The 15,303-nt window shown below is 58.0% G+C and carries 16 protein-coding genes and 2 pseudogenes; 10 read left to right on the forward strand and 8 right to left on the reverse strand.

Annotated features, from left to right (window positions below):
- Nucleotides 1-63 precede the first annotated feature (63 nt).
- Nucleotides 64-711 (forward strand): HAD-IB family hydrolase, encoded by a 648-nt coding sequence (locus tag AACY52_RS00055; RefSeq protein WP_339428509.1) that lies wholly within the window; start codon nucleotides 64-66, stop codon nucleotides 709-711.
- Between the two features lie 151 nt (nucleotides 712-862).
- Here AACY52_RS00055 and AACY52_RS00060 read toward each other — a convergent pair whose 3' ends face one another.
- Both AACY52_RS00060 and AACY52_RS00065 read right to left on the reverse strand, forming a co-directional pair.
- Nucleotides 863-2,407 carry a Fic family protein gene (locus tag AACY52_RS00060; protein WP_339436058.1) on the reverse strand — a complete coding sequence of 515 codons (1,545 nt, stop codon included), beginning with the start codon at nucleotides 2,405-2,407 and terminating at the stop codon, nucleotides 863-865.
- A 227-nt stretch (nucleotides 2,408-2,634) separates the two neighbouring features.
- Nucleotides 2,635-2,751 (reverse strand): annotated as a pseudogene (locus AACY52_RS00065) (LysR family transcriptional regulator); the annotation flags it as partial.
- Between AACY52_RS00065 and istB the strand changes: the two are divergent.
- Together istB and AACY52_RS00075 are read left to right on the forward strand one after the other, a co-directional pair.
- Nucleotides 2,743-2,958, forward strand: a pseudogene (gene istB / locus AACY52_RS00070) (IS21-like element ISPre4 family helper ATPase IstB); the annotation flags it as partial. The pseudogenes AACY52_RS00065 and istB sit on opposite strands and share 9 nt — an antisense overlap.
- Nucleotides 2,959-3,243: 285 nt before the next feature.
- Nucleotides 3,244-4,200 (forward strand): hypothetical protein, encoded by a 957-nt coding sequence (locus tag AACY52_RS00075; RefSeq protein WP_339421352.1) that lies wholly within the window; start codon nucleotides 3,244-3,246, stop codon nucleotides 4,198-4,200.
- Here AACY52_RS00075 and AACY52_RS00080 read toward each other — a convergent pair.
- Nucleotides 4,197-4,862 (reverse strand): hypothetical protein, encoded by a 666-nt coding sequence (locus AACY52_RS00080; RefSeq protein WP_339421353.1) that lies wholly within the window; start codon nucleotides 4,860-4,862, stop codon nucleotides 4,197-4,199. The genes AACY52_RS00075 and AACY52_RS00080 overlap by 4 nt on opposite strands.
- 529 nt (nucleotides 4,863-5,391) lie before the next feature.
- Here AACY52_RS00080 and AACY52_RS00085 point away from each other — a divergent pair.
- Nucleotides 5,392-5,772, forward strand: a complete 381-nt coding sequence (locus AACY52_RS00085) for a helix-turn-helix transcriptional regulator (protein WP_339417054.1) — start codon at nucleotides 5,392-5,394, stop codon at nucleotides 5,770-5,772.
- Here AACY52_RS00085 and AACY52_RS00090 read toward each other — a convergent pair.
- The 4 genes from AACY52_RS00090 to AACY52_RS00105 form a co-directional block, all read right to left on the reverse strand.
- Nucleotides 5,702-6,259: a hypothetical protein gene (locus tag AACY52_RS00090; RefSeq protein WP_339417056.1), complete on the reverse strand. Its 558-nt coding sequence runs from the start codon at nucleotides 6,257-6,259 to the stop codon at nucleotides 5,702-5,704. The genes AACY52_RS00085 and AACY52_RS00090 overlap by 71 nt on opposite strands.
- Nucleotides 6,260-6,356: 97 nt before the next feature.
- Complete coding sequence (locus AACY52_RS00095) at nucleotides 6,357-7,844, reverse strand: amidase family protein (RefSeq protein ID WP_339417057.1); 1,488 nt, start codon at nucleotides 7,842-7,844, stop codon at nucleotides 6,357-6,359.
- Between the two features lie 110 nt (nucleotides 7,845-7,954).
- Nucleotides 7,955-8,536, reverse strand: a complete 582-nt coding sequence (locus AACY52_RS00100; protein WP_339417058.1) for a hypothetical protein — start codon at nucleotides 8,534-8,536, stop codon at nucleotides 7,955-7,957.
- Between the two features lie 272 nt (nucleotides 8,537-8,808).
- Nucleotides 8,809-9,858 carry an MBL fold metallo-hydrolase gene (locus AACY52_RS00105; RefSeq protein WP_339417059.1) on the reverse strand — a complete coding sequence of 350 codons (1,050 nt, stop codon included), beginning with the start codon at nucleotides 9,856-9,858 and terminating at the stop codon, nucleotides 8,809-8,811.
- A 122-nt stretch (nucleotides 9,859-9,980) separates the two neighbouring features.
- Here AACY52_RS00105 and AACY52_RS00110 point away from each other — a divergent pair, with 122 nt between their 5' ends.
- From AACY52_RS00110 to AACY52_RS00120, 4 genes are all read left to right on the forward strand, one after another.
- A complete protein-coding gene (locus AACY52_RS00110) occupies nucleotides 9,981-10,607 on the forward strand; it encodes a TetR/AcrR family transcriptional regulator (protein ID WP_339417061.1) in 627 nt (208 codons plus the stop codon).
- A gap of 189 nt (nucleotides 10,608-10,796) precedes the next feature.
- The gene (locus AACY52_RS00115) at nucleotides 10,797-11,855 is read left to right on the forward strand and encodes a diguanylate cyclase (protein WP_339417062.1); all 1,059 of its coding nucleotides are present in this window, start codon (nucleotides 10,797-10,799) and stop codon (nucleotides 11,853-11,855) included.
- A 242-nt stretch (nucleotides 11,856-12,097) separates the two neighbouring features.
- Complete coding sequence (locus AACY52_RS32080) at nucleotides 12,098-12,358, forward strand: hypothetical protein (protein WP_370467836.1); 261 nt, start codon at nucleotides 12,098-12,100, stop codon at nucleotides 12,356-12,358.
- Nucleotides 12,315-13,118 carry a PAS domain-containing methyl-accepting chemotaxis protein gene (locus tag AACY52_RS00120; RefSeq protein ID WP_370467998.1) on the forward strand — a complete coding sequence of 268 codons (804 nt, stop codon included), beginning with the start codon at nucleotides 12,315-12,317 and terminating at the stop codon, nucleotides 13,116-13,118. The genes AACY52_RS32080 and AACY52_RS00120 overlap by 44 nt, the downstream gene beginning before the upstream one ends.
- 27 nt (nucleotides 13,119-13,145) lie before the next feature.
- Here the strand turns inward: AACY52_RS00120 and AACY52_RS00125 are convergent, their stop codons facing one another.
- The gene (locus tag AACY52_RS00125) at nucleotides 13,146-14,063 is read right to left on the reverse strand and encodes a LysR family transcriptional regulator (RefSeq protein WP_339417063.1); all 918 of its coding nucleotides are present in this window, start codon (nucleotides 14,061-14,063) and stop codon (nucleotides 13,146-13,148) included.
- 80 nt (nucleotides 14,064-14,143) lie between these two features.
- On the opposite strand from AACY52_RS00125, the gene AACY52_RS00130 reads away from it, so the two are divergent.
- Entirely contained in the window at nucleotides 14,144-14,845 is a 702-nt protein-coding gene (locus AACY52_RS00130; protein ID WP_339417064.1) for a CTP synthase, read from the forward strand.
- Entirely contained in the window at nucleotides 14,842-15,162 is a 321-nt protein-coding gene (locus AACY52_RS00135) for an antibiotic biosynthesis monooxygenase (protein ID WP_339417065.1), read from the forward strand. Before AACY52_RS00130 ends, AACY52_RS00135 begins: the two co-directional genes overlap by 4 nt.
- The last annotated feature ends 141 nt before the right edge of the window (nucleotides 15,163-15,303 follow it).

Below are 15,303 nucleotides of genomic sequence, written 5' to 3' on the forward strand. Positions count from 1 at the left end.
TGTAACACCTGACACGCACCTAAAAATATTAGATAGGACCGAGGCCAACCCGTGACCCCAGACATGCTCGAAGCCGGCCCCATCGACGCCAAAGTACTTTCCGTCTTTGACTTCGACGGCACCCTGACCCACCACGACAGTTTCGTGCCCTTCCTCAAGTTTGCCTTCGGAAACGGCGAGTTTTATGGCCGGATGGTAAAACTGGCCGTGCCTGGGCTGCGTTTCTTGTTGCGGCAGATCAGCCGGGATGAGTTGAAGGCGCAGTTGATCCGCACCTTTATGACCGGGGTGGAGAAGGCGTGGGTGCAGCAGAAGGCCGAGGAGTATTGCCAGCGCAATTGGGCGCGGTTGATGCGGCCGTCCGGGGTGCTTTCGGTGGAGCAGGAGTTGGGCTCCGGGGCTGAGGTGACGTTGTGCTCGGCTTCGCCGGCGTTGGTGTTACAGCCGTTTGCCAACCGGCTCGGGATCAAGTTGATCGGGACTGAGCTTGAGGTGGTCGATGGGGTGCTGACCGGGCGCCTGACCGGGAATAATTGTCGGTGTAAGAACAAGGTGTTGCGCCTTGAGGCAGTGTACGGAGACCTGGGGGATTATCGGCTCAGGGCCTGGGGCGATACGCGCGGAGATCGAGAATTGTTGGCGGCGGCGCAGGATGCGCATTTTCGGCATTTTCATGCGAAGAAGAAAAATCGGGGTCGGTTGAAGCGGTGATGCGGGGGGTTGGGGTTGGCGGGGGGGATCGAGGTGATCCCATCGCAGCATGGCTGGGGTTCGACAGCTCCCACCGTTTGATCGGTGTCAGACTGGGTAACGCACTAGCATGGGGTGCCCGGGGTTGAGTGGCCGCATAGGCCCATCCCGATCACTCGTTAACGCTACCCGATTCTTGTTCTTCAAATGCGGATCGCACCGCTTCCACTACCCGTTCGGCTAAGTGAGCAACTTCCAACTGCGGATACGCTTTTTTCAATTTCGCCGATATCTGCCAGCCATTTTCCTTTAGCGAGCGAATGACGCGGTTTGCGTCCTGATCCGGCATTTCCAGCACTTCTTTGAGCTGCTCCTGAGCGCGCTGAAAAATGACCAATACACGCGCCTCATCAGCCATCTCTGTCCGGACCGTATGCGCCACAACCTGTGCCGTATACAGGACATGCTCAGTCAAATCGGGATAGCGCCACGCGAATTGCGCATCTTCATAGTCATCAAAGACCAGGTTGCTGCGGGTGCCGTCATCGTAGACGACGAGTTCGCCAAACCGATAAGACGCGGCGTAGCGTTGCATGAATGGTCGCGAAAACACCTCCAGCGTGCGATCGTAACGCGCCCGAAAATCAATCGAACTTGTAATCGTGGCTGATACCGGCAGGATCACGCCATCAGGCACCGCATTATCACGGATCAAGGTATCGTTGATAAGAAAGCGATGGATCCGACCATTGCCGTCCCGCATGGGGTGGATATACACGAAGGCGAAAGCGATTACAGCTGCCCGGGCCAGCGACTCAGAACCTCGTGTTGCCAGCTCGAATGCTTTCAAGCCATTGAGCAGTTGCGTCAGCACCTCAAATTGCGGCGCAATGTAGTGCACGATGTCCTCGCGCATGGTCGCCTGCCCCACAAAGACCGGCGAGCGCCGCAAGCCCAGCCCGAGAGCCTCGTCTCCCAAAATACCGGCTTGCAACGTGTGCAGGCTTTCGTTGCTCAACGGATCCTCGATATGGCCACAGTATTTGGCGATCACGTGGGCAAACCGCTGGATCCTGTCGGCTTTGTCTGCCTCTCTCTCTATCAAAAAGCTGGCACGCGACTCCTTGAACGTCAGCCAACTTGCCGTGCGCATCAGGATATCGGCGCCAAAGGTCTGGTTCAGTTCTCGCAGTGCTGCACCCAGATCAAACTGCAGCGCGTCTTGTACAGCTTCGGTACGGCGGATCAGAGGGGAGAACGCTGGCACGCCGGGAAGATTATCGTTGATGCGCCAGCGTCGTATCCTTAGAGGCTCAACGCGGGTCAGGTAATGCTGCGATGAAACAGCATCGACATAGCCGCCATTGGTGACGTCTGGCACATCAAGCTGCCGTCCGGTTACCCATTCGTAAAGGAATCCGGTGCGGCGGGCATATTGACCAAAGGGCGTTTGCCGGCACCAGGCTTCAACGGGTTCGGGGCCGGCGGCAGCAAATAAGCGAGCGAAAAATTCAAGATGAATTTCTTCATACTTGAGCCCGAACTCGAAATGCCCCGCAAAGTCGTCCGACGGCTGGTAGCTGATGGGGTACTTGCGTTCGACATGTCCATTGCTCTCGTGGGTCATACGTGTCGTACCAATTACCGATTCGACGCGTAGCGGCTGTGCAAGGGCGATACGGTAGCGGTCAGCGAGTGCCTTGAAGCCTACTTGCATTGTCGAATCCCCTAACGAGAACTAAAAAACGATAACTATCAGGAGATAGTAGGCGAAAACGATAATTTCGTGACCACGAAAACGCTAATGCATACTCAAATTTGCTAATAAATCCACCATTCACGTTGAAAACGATAACGGCTCGTATAGAGGGATACAGGTTGATGGGGTCGACAACTCCCACATTTGATCTCTGTCGCTAGGTGGAAAGGTGCTTGGCAGTAGCGTCAGATAGTGGCTTTGAGGTCTACGCCCAGGGCTCTGGCAAAGGCTTTTACCAAAGGGTTTCTCGGCGCGTTGTGGCGCAGGATCAGGTTGAAAGCAGTGGTGAGGTGGACGTGCTTGAACTGCTGGACGACCGATACGGTAACCGCTCGACGCTAGTGACCAGCCAGATGCCAGTGGACAAATGGCACGCGCTGATCGGCGATCCGACCTTGGGCGACGCGATCCTCGACCGGCTGGTGCACAACGCTTATCGGATAGAACTGAAGGGCGAATCGATGCGCAGACGCGCAACGAAATTGACGACGACAGGGACTTCAGACTAACAATGCAAACCTGCGTCGCTGCGCTCGGAGTGCCTGGCCGGATGAGCGTGGAACGGGTGGCCGGATGGCGTGGAGTGCGCAGCCTGCCAGCATGTTCTATACCCTTGGTGCACTCACAGCAATCGGTGGCACCTTGGGCTTCATGAGTGGGCGACGCGTGGCTGAGAACCCGCCGCCCCCAACACTACACATCTAATGTGGGAGGGGCTCGCTCCCACATTTTTGATCTCCATAGGGCTGATATTTGCGTAGTATCGCGCTACTCATCTCACGGACCCGAGCCCCATGAAATTCGACACGGCCTACAGCCTGAGTCTCGACGACAAGCTATCGATTTACGACGTACGAGACCTGAATTTCGACGAAACCGCTGATTTCGACTCAGACAAGGACAGCTTCCTGTGCCCCAACGATGCCTGCCGCGCGACGTTTGATACGGGCGGCAATACGCTGAGCACTTTCAACGCGAAGAACATTAACTATCAGCGCACGCCGCATTTCAAGAACAAGACCAGCACCCAGCATATCGACGGCTGCCGCTACGCCAGCACGCACAAAACCACTACGGGTGAAGGTGACGACGAGCGCGAGGAAAATTTCCCATCGGAATTTGTGCTTACGCGGCGTCAGTACGAGCGCAAGGCGCCCCTGACTGGCACGGAGGGAAACATCCCTCAAGATGCAGCGAAAACACCCTCAACTCGTGTGTCCACATCCCATAGCACCAACGACAGCACTCCAGACAAAACCAGCGTCTTTGCCCACCCAGTGGAATGCTATGTGTCCAACATCAACGACAAGGACAAGCTCAAAAGCATGCCGTTGAAGATCGGCGAGCACACGGCAACCTACTGGACGTTTTTCAAGAAGATCGAATACCTGCAAGACAACAAGGGCTTGATCTACTGGGGCAAGATCAAGGCGATCAAGCACTACACCAGTAGCTTTCGCATCGACTTCGAGAAAAAACTGTGGCTCGATAAAAAGCCTTATTCGGTCAACGTTTACCTGAGCAAGAAACTCATTGAGAACTACCGCAAGCGCACGGCGTTCCTGGAGCAGATCAAGGCTGCGGTGGACAGTGAGCGGGCATTGTATTGCTTCTTCTACGGGGTGACGCCGGAGCTGAAGCAGGTGCCGAGCAAGAAAAATCCCGAGCAGACATTTGGGGTGTTCAGCGCAAATATCGAAAATCTGGATCACTTGATCATTCGTGAGGCGCCGGGGGTGGAAGGGCTTTAATCAACCTGCGCACGTAACGCGTGCCGATAGATCTCACGAACCTGTTCCGCTTTCGAAACAGGCACGCGGCCTACGGTGATCAACCAGTGAATCAACATCTCCTCAGCGGGGTAGATGTAACCCTTCTGCTGCTTGATGCTTCTAGGTCTTTGATTAGTAAGAGCGTCGTAGCGAACAGCGCTCCAGGGCTGGTTTACAAAATCAAAATCTTCAGCATCCCATTTGAAAAATCGAAGCACTTCATTGATGTGTGTTTGGCCACTGCGATCGCCGCGCTGGAGCATAAGAAAGGATTGGCGCAAATCGTTCGATAAGTGCTCGATGATTTGCGGATCAACAAAGTCCAGTAGCCCGCCCTTCATGGCCAAATCCATGACACCGTTTGTCCAGCGGTTGATAAACGTCTGCACAAACCCTTCGGCATCAGCTTTTTTCATGTCAAAAAACAGCATGCAATAACGGGTTTTCAAGTGAATCGCCAGCAGTACATGTTTACGCTGGACGGTTGCTGCGTGTACCAGCCACTGATCGGGGTTGGTATGCAGATCCTCCCCTGAAGCTTGCGTCGGAGGCGCTTGGTGAACCGTTGTGATTTTTTTGCCCTTATGAATGCGGCTGAAGAAATCACAGGCAGCTTGTGAACAATTGAACGTCAATGTCACCGTTTTTCCTTAAAGACTAAACAGGGCGCCTAAGCCAATACCCAGGGGGCTGATTCAGGTTCATCAACCCAATTGATTTCATAAGGCTGCCTGACCGCATAGCTAATGCCATCCCGAGCGTCCTCGCTGAGCACGGCAAGCTCAGTATCCGTCAACAAATCATGAGCCACGCAGTAGAGCGTTCTGTAGCGGTTGACCGGAGACAATGCACGTTCTCACTGACAGACTTGGCGTCACTCAGTACGCCAAGGTGGAACCGCTCCAGCGCGATTTTTCTCAGCGCTTTAAATTTCTTCCAGTCGCTTTCGGAAATAGCCCTCACCCCCTCCTGCGTCCCTCTCAGAGTTTGAATATCGCAATCCACGCGGTCAATTCGGCCGAGCGGAGATCCAGTTCGAAGGCACGATGTTGCAAGCCTCAAAAATAGTCCAAAGCAAGCGCTGAAAAATATCCAGTTGATGAGCGGTCAAAACAACTGTACAAAAACACAGTATAGTTTGTCCTCCCCGTCGAACCCTGGAGAAACCCCATGTCCTCTCTGGCAATGAGCTCTTTCGTAGAACAGCAGATCGTCCTGCATCAATTCACCGCCAAACACAGCGTACAGGCACGCGCGATGCTGAGCTGGAGCCGGGAAGACCTGGCCCGCCTGGCAGGTGTGTCGGTGGAGGCGGTTCAACAGTTTGAACGCCAGCGCGATGTGGGTGATGAAACCCGCCTGGCATTGGCGTTTCGGTTGGAGGCCGAGGGGTTGGTGTTTTTCCCGGGGTTTGCGCCCGGGTGGGGGATGAGTGTGCGCCGGTTTGACACGACCTCAACCGAGCCCACACCCCAAGGCATCATCTCCCGCTTGATCGGCACAACAACGGCATCAATTGACTCACCAACCCCTCAACCGAATGGTGCGTAGAGTCCAGCCCTATCACCGGGCACGTCAGCGCCTTTAACCAGGTTTCATGCCGACGCAAGCTACCCAGGCTGTGGTTACCGCCATCATAGCGGGCAGCCCAGGCCAGAAAGGCCACGCTATTTTCATGTCGGCTGCCACCTGGGAGGATTTCAGCGCCGTAACGCTGCACTTCCCGCAGGAGCCGACGGTGCAGGCGTACTTCCGAATCCAGGCGCAGGAACACCACGTGGGTGAAGTGCGGGATCACGGGGTCGCCCCAGCGGCACAGTGAGCCGGACAGCACCCAACCTTCGAGATCGGTGGTCGGGTCCTGCAGCAGGCGGATGCGTTCATCTTTGGGGCGTGCGACGGTGGAATAGTTTGGCGTCTGCTGCCAGTAAACGTTGTCCGAATCAAAATAGGCAACGTTCAAGCGTTCGGCCGAGGCCTTGCCCAACGTCGTGGTACCGGCGCCCGCTGCACCGAGGCTGTAAATTCTGTAGGCCATGGCGGCCCTCCATGGCACTGAGTGAAGACGCCGGGAACCTCAGGACGGCGGTTGCAGTACCCGACGCCCCATTTGCGATGTGAAATTATGTGCCCGGTCAAAGCCCAGGCTTGATTGCCGCCTGGGCTGCCTGCTCATACCCATGGGCCACTGCCAACAAAGTGGGCTCGGACCAGCGGGTACCAAAAAAGTAGGCACTGGTCGGTAGCCCGTCCTCGTTCGTCCCGGAAGGTACGGCGATCCCTGGGTAGCCGGCCGCTGCGACACCGAAGTAACTGTTGGTCTCGAAATCCGAGACCATGGCGTCGAGTTTTTCCGACTTGATCGGGCCGTCCACTGTGCTGCGAAAATCCTGGATGAGCGCGTCCCACAGTGGCTTGCGCTCCTCCAGCGTCAGGGTTGAAGCGCTGATTTGCTTGAGCACTGGCTGATGATCCGCGTCGGAGCCATCGCGTTTATCGTTGAACTTGATCAGTTCGGTCAGTGACTTGACCGGCAAGCCCGAGCGCTTGGCCAGGTAACCATTCAACTCCTCTTTCACATCCGAAAGTAGCAACTCGTCGTAGCGTGAAGCATCGGCCAGGCGCATGTTGACCGGCATCAATACCGCACCCTGCTCGCGAAGCACCTCAAGTGTCCGGCCAAATTGCACACTATTCACCACTGGCAGGGTTTCGCCATGTACGGAGAACGTCGCGGGATATCCAATACGCTTGCCTTTCAAGGCGCCCGAAACCAGTAGCTCGGTGTAATCAATACCTTGGGGCGCGCCTACACTCGCTGGGTCCTGAGGATCGCTGCCGGACATGGCGTTGAGCATCAGCGCTACGTCGAACACCGAGCGAGCCATCGGGCCCGGTGTGTCCTGGCGCTGGCTCGCGGGGATAATCCCATTGCGATCCAGCAGACCGACGCTGGGCTTGAGCCCGACAACACCATTGAACGCTGCCGGCACAATGATCGAACCATTGGTTTCAGCCCCCACCGCCAAGGGTGCCAGGCCAGCGGCGATTGCGGCGGCGGAACCGGAGCTGGAACCGCCGACGTCCGCATCAGGATGGTGAGGGTTGCGGGTTTGCCCACCCCGGCTACTCCAGCCGTCAGGGCCGCCTCGAAACCCAGCCAGTTCGGTCATATTGGTTTTACCCAGGATCACCGCGCCCTGCTGAATCAGGCGATCAACCAACGGCGCGTTCTTGCCGGCCGTTGCGCCGACCATTCCATACGCACCTGCACTGGTTTGCATGCCTGAGGTTTCAATGGTGTCCTTGAGCAAAATAGGAATGCCATGCAGCGGCCCGCGCACTTTGCCGCTGGCTCGCTCACGATCCAACTCGCGTGCGGTCTCGAGTGCTTCAGGGTTGAGTTCAATGACGGAGCTCAGTTGCGGGTCCACCTTGCGAATCCGTTCCTGCAGGTAAGTGACCAGATCGGCCGATGTGAGCCCGTCCGACCGGGCCATTTGCGTGCCGAGTTCTTTGACACTCAGGTACTCGGTACCTGGAGCTACGGGCGCGTAGTCGCCAGCAAAAGACTGCACGACTTGCCGAACGATGGAGCCCATACCATATGCGATACCTAACATAAGACCTCTTCGGGGGTAAGAAATGACGAAGGACCCAGATTGATCCGTGCCCCAGCCTAAAAACCCATCCCCCGTTCAGCAGCGCGACGCAGGTCATTTACAACGTAGGATTAGTCAACGCTGTGGGTAGCCACTCCTGCATCCATCAGATCCCGAACGCTCCGATACCCCTGTACCAGGCTTTTCAGCGAATCCCTCGACCATTGCGCACCGTAGAACCAAAGTGTCGCACCATCCCCCAGTGGTTCGCCAAGCACCGGATACCCACTCCTGCAAGCGCTATGGAACGCGGCGCTGCGGCTGTCGGACACCAACGCGTCCAGTTGATATTCATGCACAAGCTCATCGATTTCATTGCGCGTGTACTGCGGGCTATTGCCTTGGTGTGCAAGCACCGGCACCGGCTGAGCCCCCGCCCGTGACAGGATGTCCAGCGCTCTCAGGAAGGATGGGCTGTGGTCTATGAACGCATGTTCATGGCCGCCGGCAAACCGCTCGGCAAACCCCACGCGCCTGCCGCTCAACGCCTGGGCTGGCGTAAAGGGGCTGTTATTTTGGACGAGGGGCACTTGCACCATCACCGGCCCAGAAGGATCGACACCACTCAAGGCAATCAGAGACAGCGACGGGTCGCGCAGGGGTTTAAGAGGAAGTCCTGGGGCGTCATACCCCGGGACCGGAACGCTGCTCACAGGCTGATCATGAGCGCGGGGATCGACACCAAAATTGATGCCTCTCAGGCTCGCATGATCCTTGGACGTAATTGCCAGACCTGGACGTTCAGCGAGCACAGGTGCGGGTTGGTCTGTCGGACACGCCATACCCGCTTGCCAATATTTCCCACACTTACTCTCCATAAGATCTGCCCCCGAGAAATGACTTCCCGGGAATCATCGCACCCTTGCCTGGCACCTGTCGCAGCTCTGAAACAGCTTGATAACTCCTTTTTCCGATACCTCTTTCGTCAGTTGGCGAGGTGTTCCTGTGCGCCTCGGGTTTCCACCTCCAACCACCATGCATACCCACGCTCGGGTTGATTCAAGCTGAATGCCTGCCCCATCGGCGGCGTGGTAATCGAAACGCTGCGCTCCCAAGCCAGGGCCATGATGCGGTCAAACGGTTCGTGCCACGCGTGAAACGCCAGGTCGAAGGTGCCGTTGTGAATCGGCAGCAGCCAGCGGCCTTTGAGGTCGATGTGCGCTTGCAGGGTTTGCTCCGGCTGCATGTGCACATGGGGCCAATCGACGTTGTAAGCACCTGTTTCCATCAACGTCAGGTCAAACGGGCCGTACTGTTCGCCAATACGCTTAAAGCCATCGAAGTAACCGGTATCTCCGCTGAAAAAGATCCGCCGCGCGCCATCGATCATCACCCAGGAACACCACAAAGTCTGGTTGGCATCAAACAGGCCGCGCCCGGAAAAATGCTGCGCAGGCGCGGCGACAAAGCGAATGCCATCCACCTCGGTGCCTTGCCACCAATCCAACTGCCGCACTTTGCTTGCCTCCACGCCCCACTTCACCAGGATGTCGCCCACGCCCAGGGGCGCAAGAAAATAGCGGGTTTTGTCAGCCAATTGGACGACAGCCTTGCGGTCGAGATGGTCGTAGTGGTTGTGGGAAAGAATTACCGCTTCCAACGGCGGTAATTCCTCAAGACTGATGGGCGGCTGATGGAAACGCTTGGGGCCGGCCCAACGGAACGGTGACGCACGCTCGGCGAACACCGGGTCGGTCACCCAGAATTTACCGCGCATTTTCAGCAGTACGGTGGAATGCCCGAGGCGGAACACGCTGTGATCCGGAGCCGCCAGTAACTGCTCGCGGGTCAGCGGTTGCACCGGGATCTGCCCCACCGGTCGCGTGCTGCGCGGCTTGTTGAACAGCATGTTCCAGAAAATACGCAAGGTCTTGCCAAAACCACCATGCTGCACAGGGGCATCGTTGCTGAAGTGGCCCTGGTCTTGCCTGGGCGCTGCTGGCGAAGAATCGACACGGGACGAGATCGTGGCCATTACCGGGTGACTCCTACGGATCGCTATAAGTTACACTGCACAGTGTAGTTTCAAGATTGCAACAAAATCCGGAGCAAGTAAACTACCGAGTGTAATTTCCCCTGAAGAGCCGAGCGCTACCCATGACTGCCCCTCAACGCCTCACCGACCGCAAACGCGAAGCCATCGTGGCAGCGGCCATCGCCGAGTTTCGCGTTTGCGGTTTCGAGGTCACCAGCATGGACAAGATCGCCGCCACCGCCGGCGTTTCCAAGCGCACGGTGTATAACCACTTCCCCAGCAAGGAAGAGTTGTTCGCCGAAATACTCCATCAACTCTGGGCCAGCAGCGTCGCACAACTCGACGTCAGCTACGCCAGCGATCGCCCGCTACGTGAACAACTGCGTGGGTTGTTGGAAGCGAAGATGAAGATGATGTCGGACGCCAATTTCCTCGACCTGGCCCGGGTCGCGATCGCCGCCACCATCCACTCACCGGAGCGCGCACAAGACATGGTCACCCGCCTGAGCAAACGTGAAGAAGGCTTCACCCAATGGGTACGCGCCGCTCAAGAGGACGGCCGGCTCAACTGCAGCGACCCGGCCTTTGCCGCGCACCAGATCCAGAGCCTGCTCAAAGCCTTTGCATTCTGGCCGCAGATCACTTTGGGCCAGCCGGTACTCGACGCGGCCAATCAGGCCAGCGTTATCGAGTCAGCCATTGACCTGTTCCTGGCCGGCTACGCGGTCCCGCCTCCCGGTCATCAGTAACAAACCATTGCTTAAGCGACATTCCTGGTCGTTTTTGACGTGTTCGCACGCTGTCCTGCACAAATGGCTTGGAAGGACACTGATTATTCCCACGCGGATCACTGACAATATTCACAATTATCCGAGCAACGGTTCAACCCGCTGACGCACATTGCTGCACCCGCGGAAAAAGAACGGCCCCAGGAATTTATGGAAAACAGACGAGGCAAAGGGCTTTCATTTGCCAGGCGTATCTACAAGCCAAGGATTATCGGTTTTGGTATCGGCTGCATCAGTGTCGCAGGCGCCCTTTATCCGCTCGCGATGCCGGGCTGGGTCTGGGCATTCCTGCTGTTCCACGGTTTTGCCTGGGCGCATCTGGCGTACCAACTCTCGACTCGTTCGCAATTCCCCTATCAGGCTGAACAGCGCAATTTGCTGTACGACTCGTTGTGTGGTGGATTCTGGGCCGCGGCCACGCAGTTCACGCCCCTGACAACCGTGACGATCCTTTCAATGATGACCATGAACAACGTCGCTGCGGGCGGCAAGCGTCTGTTCCTGCGCGGGTTGTTGGCGCAAGCCGCCGGTATCGGAGTCGCAGGTGCGCTGTTCGGCTTCACGTTCAACCCCAATGTCAGCCTCACTCAGGTTTACACCTGCCTGCCGATGTTGACCTTCTACCCCATGGCCATCGGCGCGGTCTGCTACCAATTGGCGATCAAACTGTCGGAGCATAAGCGCGCGCTCGGCGCCCTCAGCCGCACTGACAGCCTCACCGGCCTGCTTAACCACGGTTCATGGAAAGACCTGCTGCACCTCAAGTTCCACAAGTGCCAGCAGCAACAAAGCCACGCCACGATTGCCTTGATCGATATCGATCATTTCAAACAGATCAACGACACCCACGGCCACATCGTCGGTGATGCCGTACTGCGCCAATTGAGCCTGGAACTGCGGCGCAATCTGCGTGAAAACGACTTGGCGGGGCGTTACGGTGGCGATGAGTTCTGTGTGATTCTTCCGCAAGTACCGTTGGAAGAGGCGACACAGGTGATGGAACGCATGCGCGAAACCGTCTGCAATTATCGCAACCCGCAGATCCCAGAGCTGCGTGTCAGCCTGAGCATCGGCCTGGCAGATTTCCAGCCCTTCTTCACCGATGCCGCGATGTGGCTGAATGCGGCGGATCGGGCGCTGTACGCCGCCAAGGACACCGGGCGTAACCGGGTCAATGTCAGCGAAGAAATGATCGCCCATTCCGCCTGAAGTTGTCCTACGACTCTTCGTGTGAATCTTCCTCTCAGCACCCGAGAGAAAGCACAATGCCACGACTGGTCAGCTATCCAAAAAAGGTCCTGCCCCTGGGGCGAACGTTTTGCCAGGCTGATCACTCTGAACCCGTTGTCCCCCCCCCTGTCAGCACAAGGAAGCTGAGAATGAGCAAGTCAACCGTATGGCGGATGCCTTACGGGGGCAGGCGCATACCCACGGAAACCCTAGAGGTTTGCTTGCCCAAGCCCCCGAACATGTTATTCAACGCCCACAAAAAAAGCATCAACACCTTGCAACACACCATTGCCCAACAGGCCAGCCTGCTGGACGTTATCGAGCGCGCCATGGCGGTGATCGAGTTCAACCTCGACGGCACCGTCATCACTGCCAACGTAAACTTCCTGCCGCGCATGGGCTACATACCTGACGCAGATCAAGGGTCAGCATCACCGCATGTTCTGCACCGCAGAGATAGCCAGAAGCTCGGCCTACAGTGATTTCTGGCAGCGCCTGAACCAGGGCGAATTGTTCAGCGGCCAGTTCGAGCGGGTGGATAAAAATGGCCAAACCGTGTGGCTCGAAGCCAACGACAACCCGGTCTACAACGCCATCGGGCGCCTGTGCAAAGTGGTCAAGTTCGCCTCCGACGTCACCGCTATGGTGCAACAACATGCCGCCGACGCCGCCAGCGCAGCCCGGGCGTACCACATCTCCCTGACCACTCGGGACATCGCCGAAAAACGCGCCGAGGTAATCCAGCAAGCGGCCAGTGGCATGCGCGACATTGCCGCGGACATCGATAGCTCTTCGCAACTGATCGCCAAGTTGGGCAAGCGTTCGCAGCAGATCACCACCATCGTCAACACCCTTCGCGGCATCGCAGGACAGACCAACCTGCTGGCACTCAACGCCGCCATTGAGGCGGCGCGTGCAGGCGAACAAGGTCGCGGGTTTGCCGTGGTGGCAGATGAAGTACGCCAACTGGCGGCGCGCACCAGCGGTTCCACGACGGAAATTTCCAGCATGATCGCGATGATCCAGAATGAAACCCGCCAGGCTATCCACAGCATGGACGGCACCCGCGACCGCGCTGCGCAAGGGGTCGACCTGGCGAATCGCGCCGGCACGGTAATCCTGCAGATTCGCGAAGGCACCAGCAAGGCGGTCCAGGCGGTTACTGGAACGGCTGGAGCAAAATACCCGGCTTACGGAAATGACCAAACAACTGACAGAACACATCGAAAGCCTGACGTGTGAAATGCATGAGCACTTTGTCCGAAAACCTCAAGAACACCCGTGATCCCCGGTGGGAGCGGCGGTACCACACTTCATCCCAATATGCCGCCCCAGTTCATCGAACAACGTCACCACCGAGCGCAACGCCCGGCAGTCCGCGCGCGTGAGCAACCACAACGCCGTATCGTGCCCGGCCAACGCGGGACCCAGCGTTTGCAGGCCTGCATCCAATAGAAAGTCCGGCAACGCCGCCACCCCTAGCCCCGCCCGCACCAACTCGGTGACCGACAACATGCTGTTGCAGCGATAACTGGGGCGCACACCGGGCAGGTGCTCGCGGCGCCAGGCGACCGTAGGGTGGTCGGGCAGGAAGTCATCCGGGGTGATCCAGGGCAGGTCGGCCAACTCACGGCCCGCGTGTTGGCGGGCGAAACCAGGGCTGGCGCATACCTGATAGGCCACGCTACCAAGGCGACGGCCCACCAGATGCTCCGGCGGCGTGCGAGTCAGGCGCAGGGCGATGTCAGCGTCGCGGCGGCTGAGGTTGGCGAAATCATTCGACGTGCTCAGCTCCAGGATCAGCGCAGGGTACTGCGGCATGAATTGCGCCAGGGCCGGCAGCAATAAACCCTGCAACACCGAATCGGTACAGGTCAGGCGCACCGTGCCGTTGATCACTTCACCCCCCTGCTCCACGCCAACACGCGCCGCCTCCAGTGCTTGTTCAGCGCGCTCCGCCTGCTGGGCCAGGTTGCTTGCCAGGCTGGTGGGCAAGTAGCCCGTGCGGCTCTTTTCAAACAGTGTCTGGCCCAGCGCCGCCTCCAGGCGCCGCACTGCGCGGAACACCGTGGACACGTCCACCCGCAACAACGCCGCCGCCCGCGCGAGGGTGCCGCCGCGCACCAGTGCGAGGATCAGCGACAGGTCAGGGTAGTCAATTGAATAGTGCGTGGCTGCATTGAACATGTGGGCAAATGCCAATTTTGATTGCGTTGGCGCCAATCTATAGTGCACCCCAGGACACCACAAGCCATGGGACGTAAACGATGAACGCCACACCCTTGCACCTCGCCCTGATCGGCGATTACAACCCCGATGTTATCGCCCACCAGGCCATACCCGTGGCGTTGCAACAAGCAGCTGACACCCTGGGTCTGATCGTTCATACCCAGTGGCTCGACACGGATGCGCTGCCCCAGTCACTGCATGGCTTCGACGGGTTCTGGTGCGTGCCCGGCAGTCCCTACCGCGACACCGATGGCGCACTGCGAGCGATCCGTTTTGCCCGCGAACAGCGGCGTCCGTTTCTCGGCACCTGCGGCGGTTTTCAACACGCGGTGTTGGAATATGCCCGCAATGTGCTGGGCTGGAAGGACGCCGAGCATGGCGAACTCGCTCCGCATGCAAAGCGCGCGGTGATCACGCCGCTGAGTTGCACACTGGTGGAAGCCACCGACACCGTGCGTTTGGCGCCCTACACCCGCATCGCCGAAGCCTACGGGACTCTTGATGTACAGGAAGGTTATCGTTGCCGCTATGGCGTGAACCCTGAGTTTCTCAATGCCCTGCTGGAAGGCGATCTGATCCCCAGTGGCCATGACTCGGCAGGTGACCTGCGCGCGGTGGAACTGCTCGACCACCCGTTCTTCGTGGCCACCCTGTTCCAACCCGAACGCAACGCATTAAAAGGCATCACCCCACCCTTGGCGATTGCCCTGCTCAAAGCCTGTCAGGCGGTGTCGGCATGATCGGGCGCACGCCTGCCCCGCCCTACTACGCGGTGATTTTCAGCTCACTGCGCACCGAGGGCGATCAAGGTTACGGCCAGGCGGCCAACCGCATGCTGGAACTGGCGCGCGAACAACCGGGGTTTCTCGGTGTGGAATCGGCACGGGAAGATGGCCTGGGGATTACCGTGTCGTACTGGGAGAGTGAGGCGGCGATTTTGGCGTGGAAGCAGCACGCCGAGCATCGAGCGGTGCGCGAACAGGGGCGCGCCACTTGGTACTCGGCCTTTCAGACCCGGGTGTGCAAAGTAGAGCGGGCTTACACATTCCACCATTGAAATAGTGCCTGAAGAGCAGCACAAAAACGCGGTGGGAGCTGACTTGTCGGATCGCCGCATCGCTACGATAGCCAGAGGTCTATACGTTTTCTGCGTAGCAACTGTCGAGCCACGGCGTGGCTGCGTCAGCGTTGTGTCAGA

Origin of the sequence: Pseudomonas sp. EA_65y_Pfl1_P113, assembly GCF_963970525.1 — a bacterium.
GTDB lineage: Bacteria > Pseudomonadota > Gammaproteobacteria > Pseudomonadales > Pseudomonadaceae > Aquipseudomonas > Aquipseudomonas tritici.

Coding starts and splice junctions, on each gene's coding strand:
- AACY52_RS00055 (WP_339428509.1), top strand. CDS start 64: ATGCTCGAAGCCGGCCCCATCGACGCCAAAGTACTTTCCGTCTTTGAC.
- AACY52_RS00060 (WP_339436058.1), bottom strand. CDS start 2,407: ATGCAAGTAGGCTTCAAGGCACTCGCTGACCGCTACCGTATCGCCCTT.
- AACY52_RS00075 (WP_339421352.1), top strand. CDS start 3,244: ATGAAATTCGACACGGCCTACAGCCTGAGTCTCGACGACAAGCTATCG.
- AACY52_RS00085 (WP_339417054.1), top strand. CDS start 5,392: ATGTCCTCTCTGGCAATGAGCTCTTTCGTAGAACAGCAGATCGTCCTG.
- AACY52_RS00090 (WP_339417056.1), bottom strand. CDS start 6,259: ATGGCCTACAGAATTTACAGCCTCGGTGCAGCGGGCGCCGGTACCACG.
- AACY52_RS00095 (WP_339417057.1), bottom strand. CDS start 7,844: ATGTTAGGTATCGCATATGGTATGGGCTCCATCGTTCGGCAAGTCGTG.
- AACY52_RS00105 (WP_339417059.1), bottom strand. CDS start 9,858: ATGGCCACGATCTCGTCCCGTGTCGATTCTTCGCCAGCAGCGCCCAGG.
- AACY52_RS00110 (WP_339417061.1), top strand. CDS start 9,981: ATGACTGCCCCTCAACGCCTCACCGACCGCAAACGCGAAGCCATCGTG.
- AACY52_RS00115 (WP_339417062.1), top strand. CDS start 10,797: ATGGAAAACAGACGAGGCAAAGGGCTTTCATTTGCCAGGCGTATCTAC.
- AACY52_RS00120 (WP_370467998.1), top strand. CDS start 12,315: ATGTTCTGCACCGCAGAGATAGCCAGAAGCTCGGCCTACAGTGATTTC.
- AACY52_RS00125 (WP_339417063.1), bottom strand. CDS start 14,063: ATGTTCAATGCAGCCACGCACTATTCAATTGACTACCCTGACCTGTCG.
- AACY52_RS00130 (WP_339417064.1), top strand. CDS start 14,144: ATGAACGCCACACCCTTGCACCTCGCCCTGATCGGCGATTACAACCCC.
- AACY52_RS00135 (WP_339417065.1), top strand. CDS start 14,842: ATGATCGGGCGCACGCCTGCCCCGCCCTACTACGCGGTGATTTTCAGC.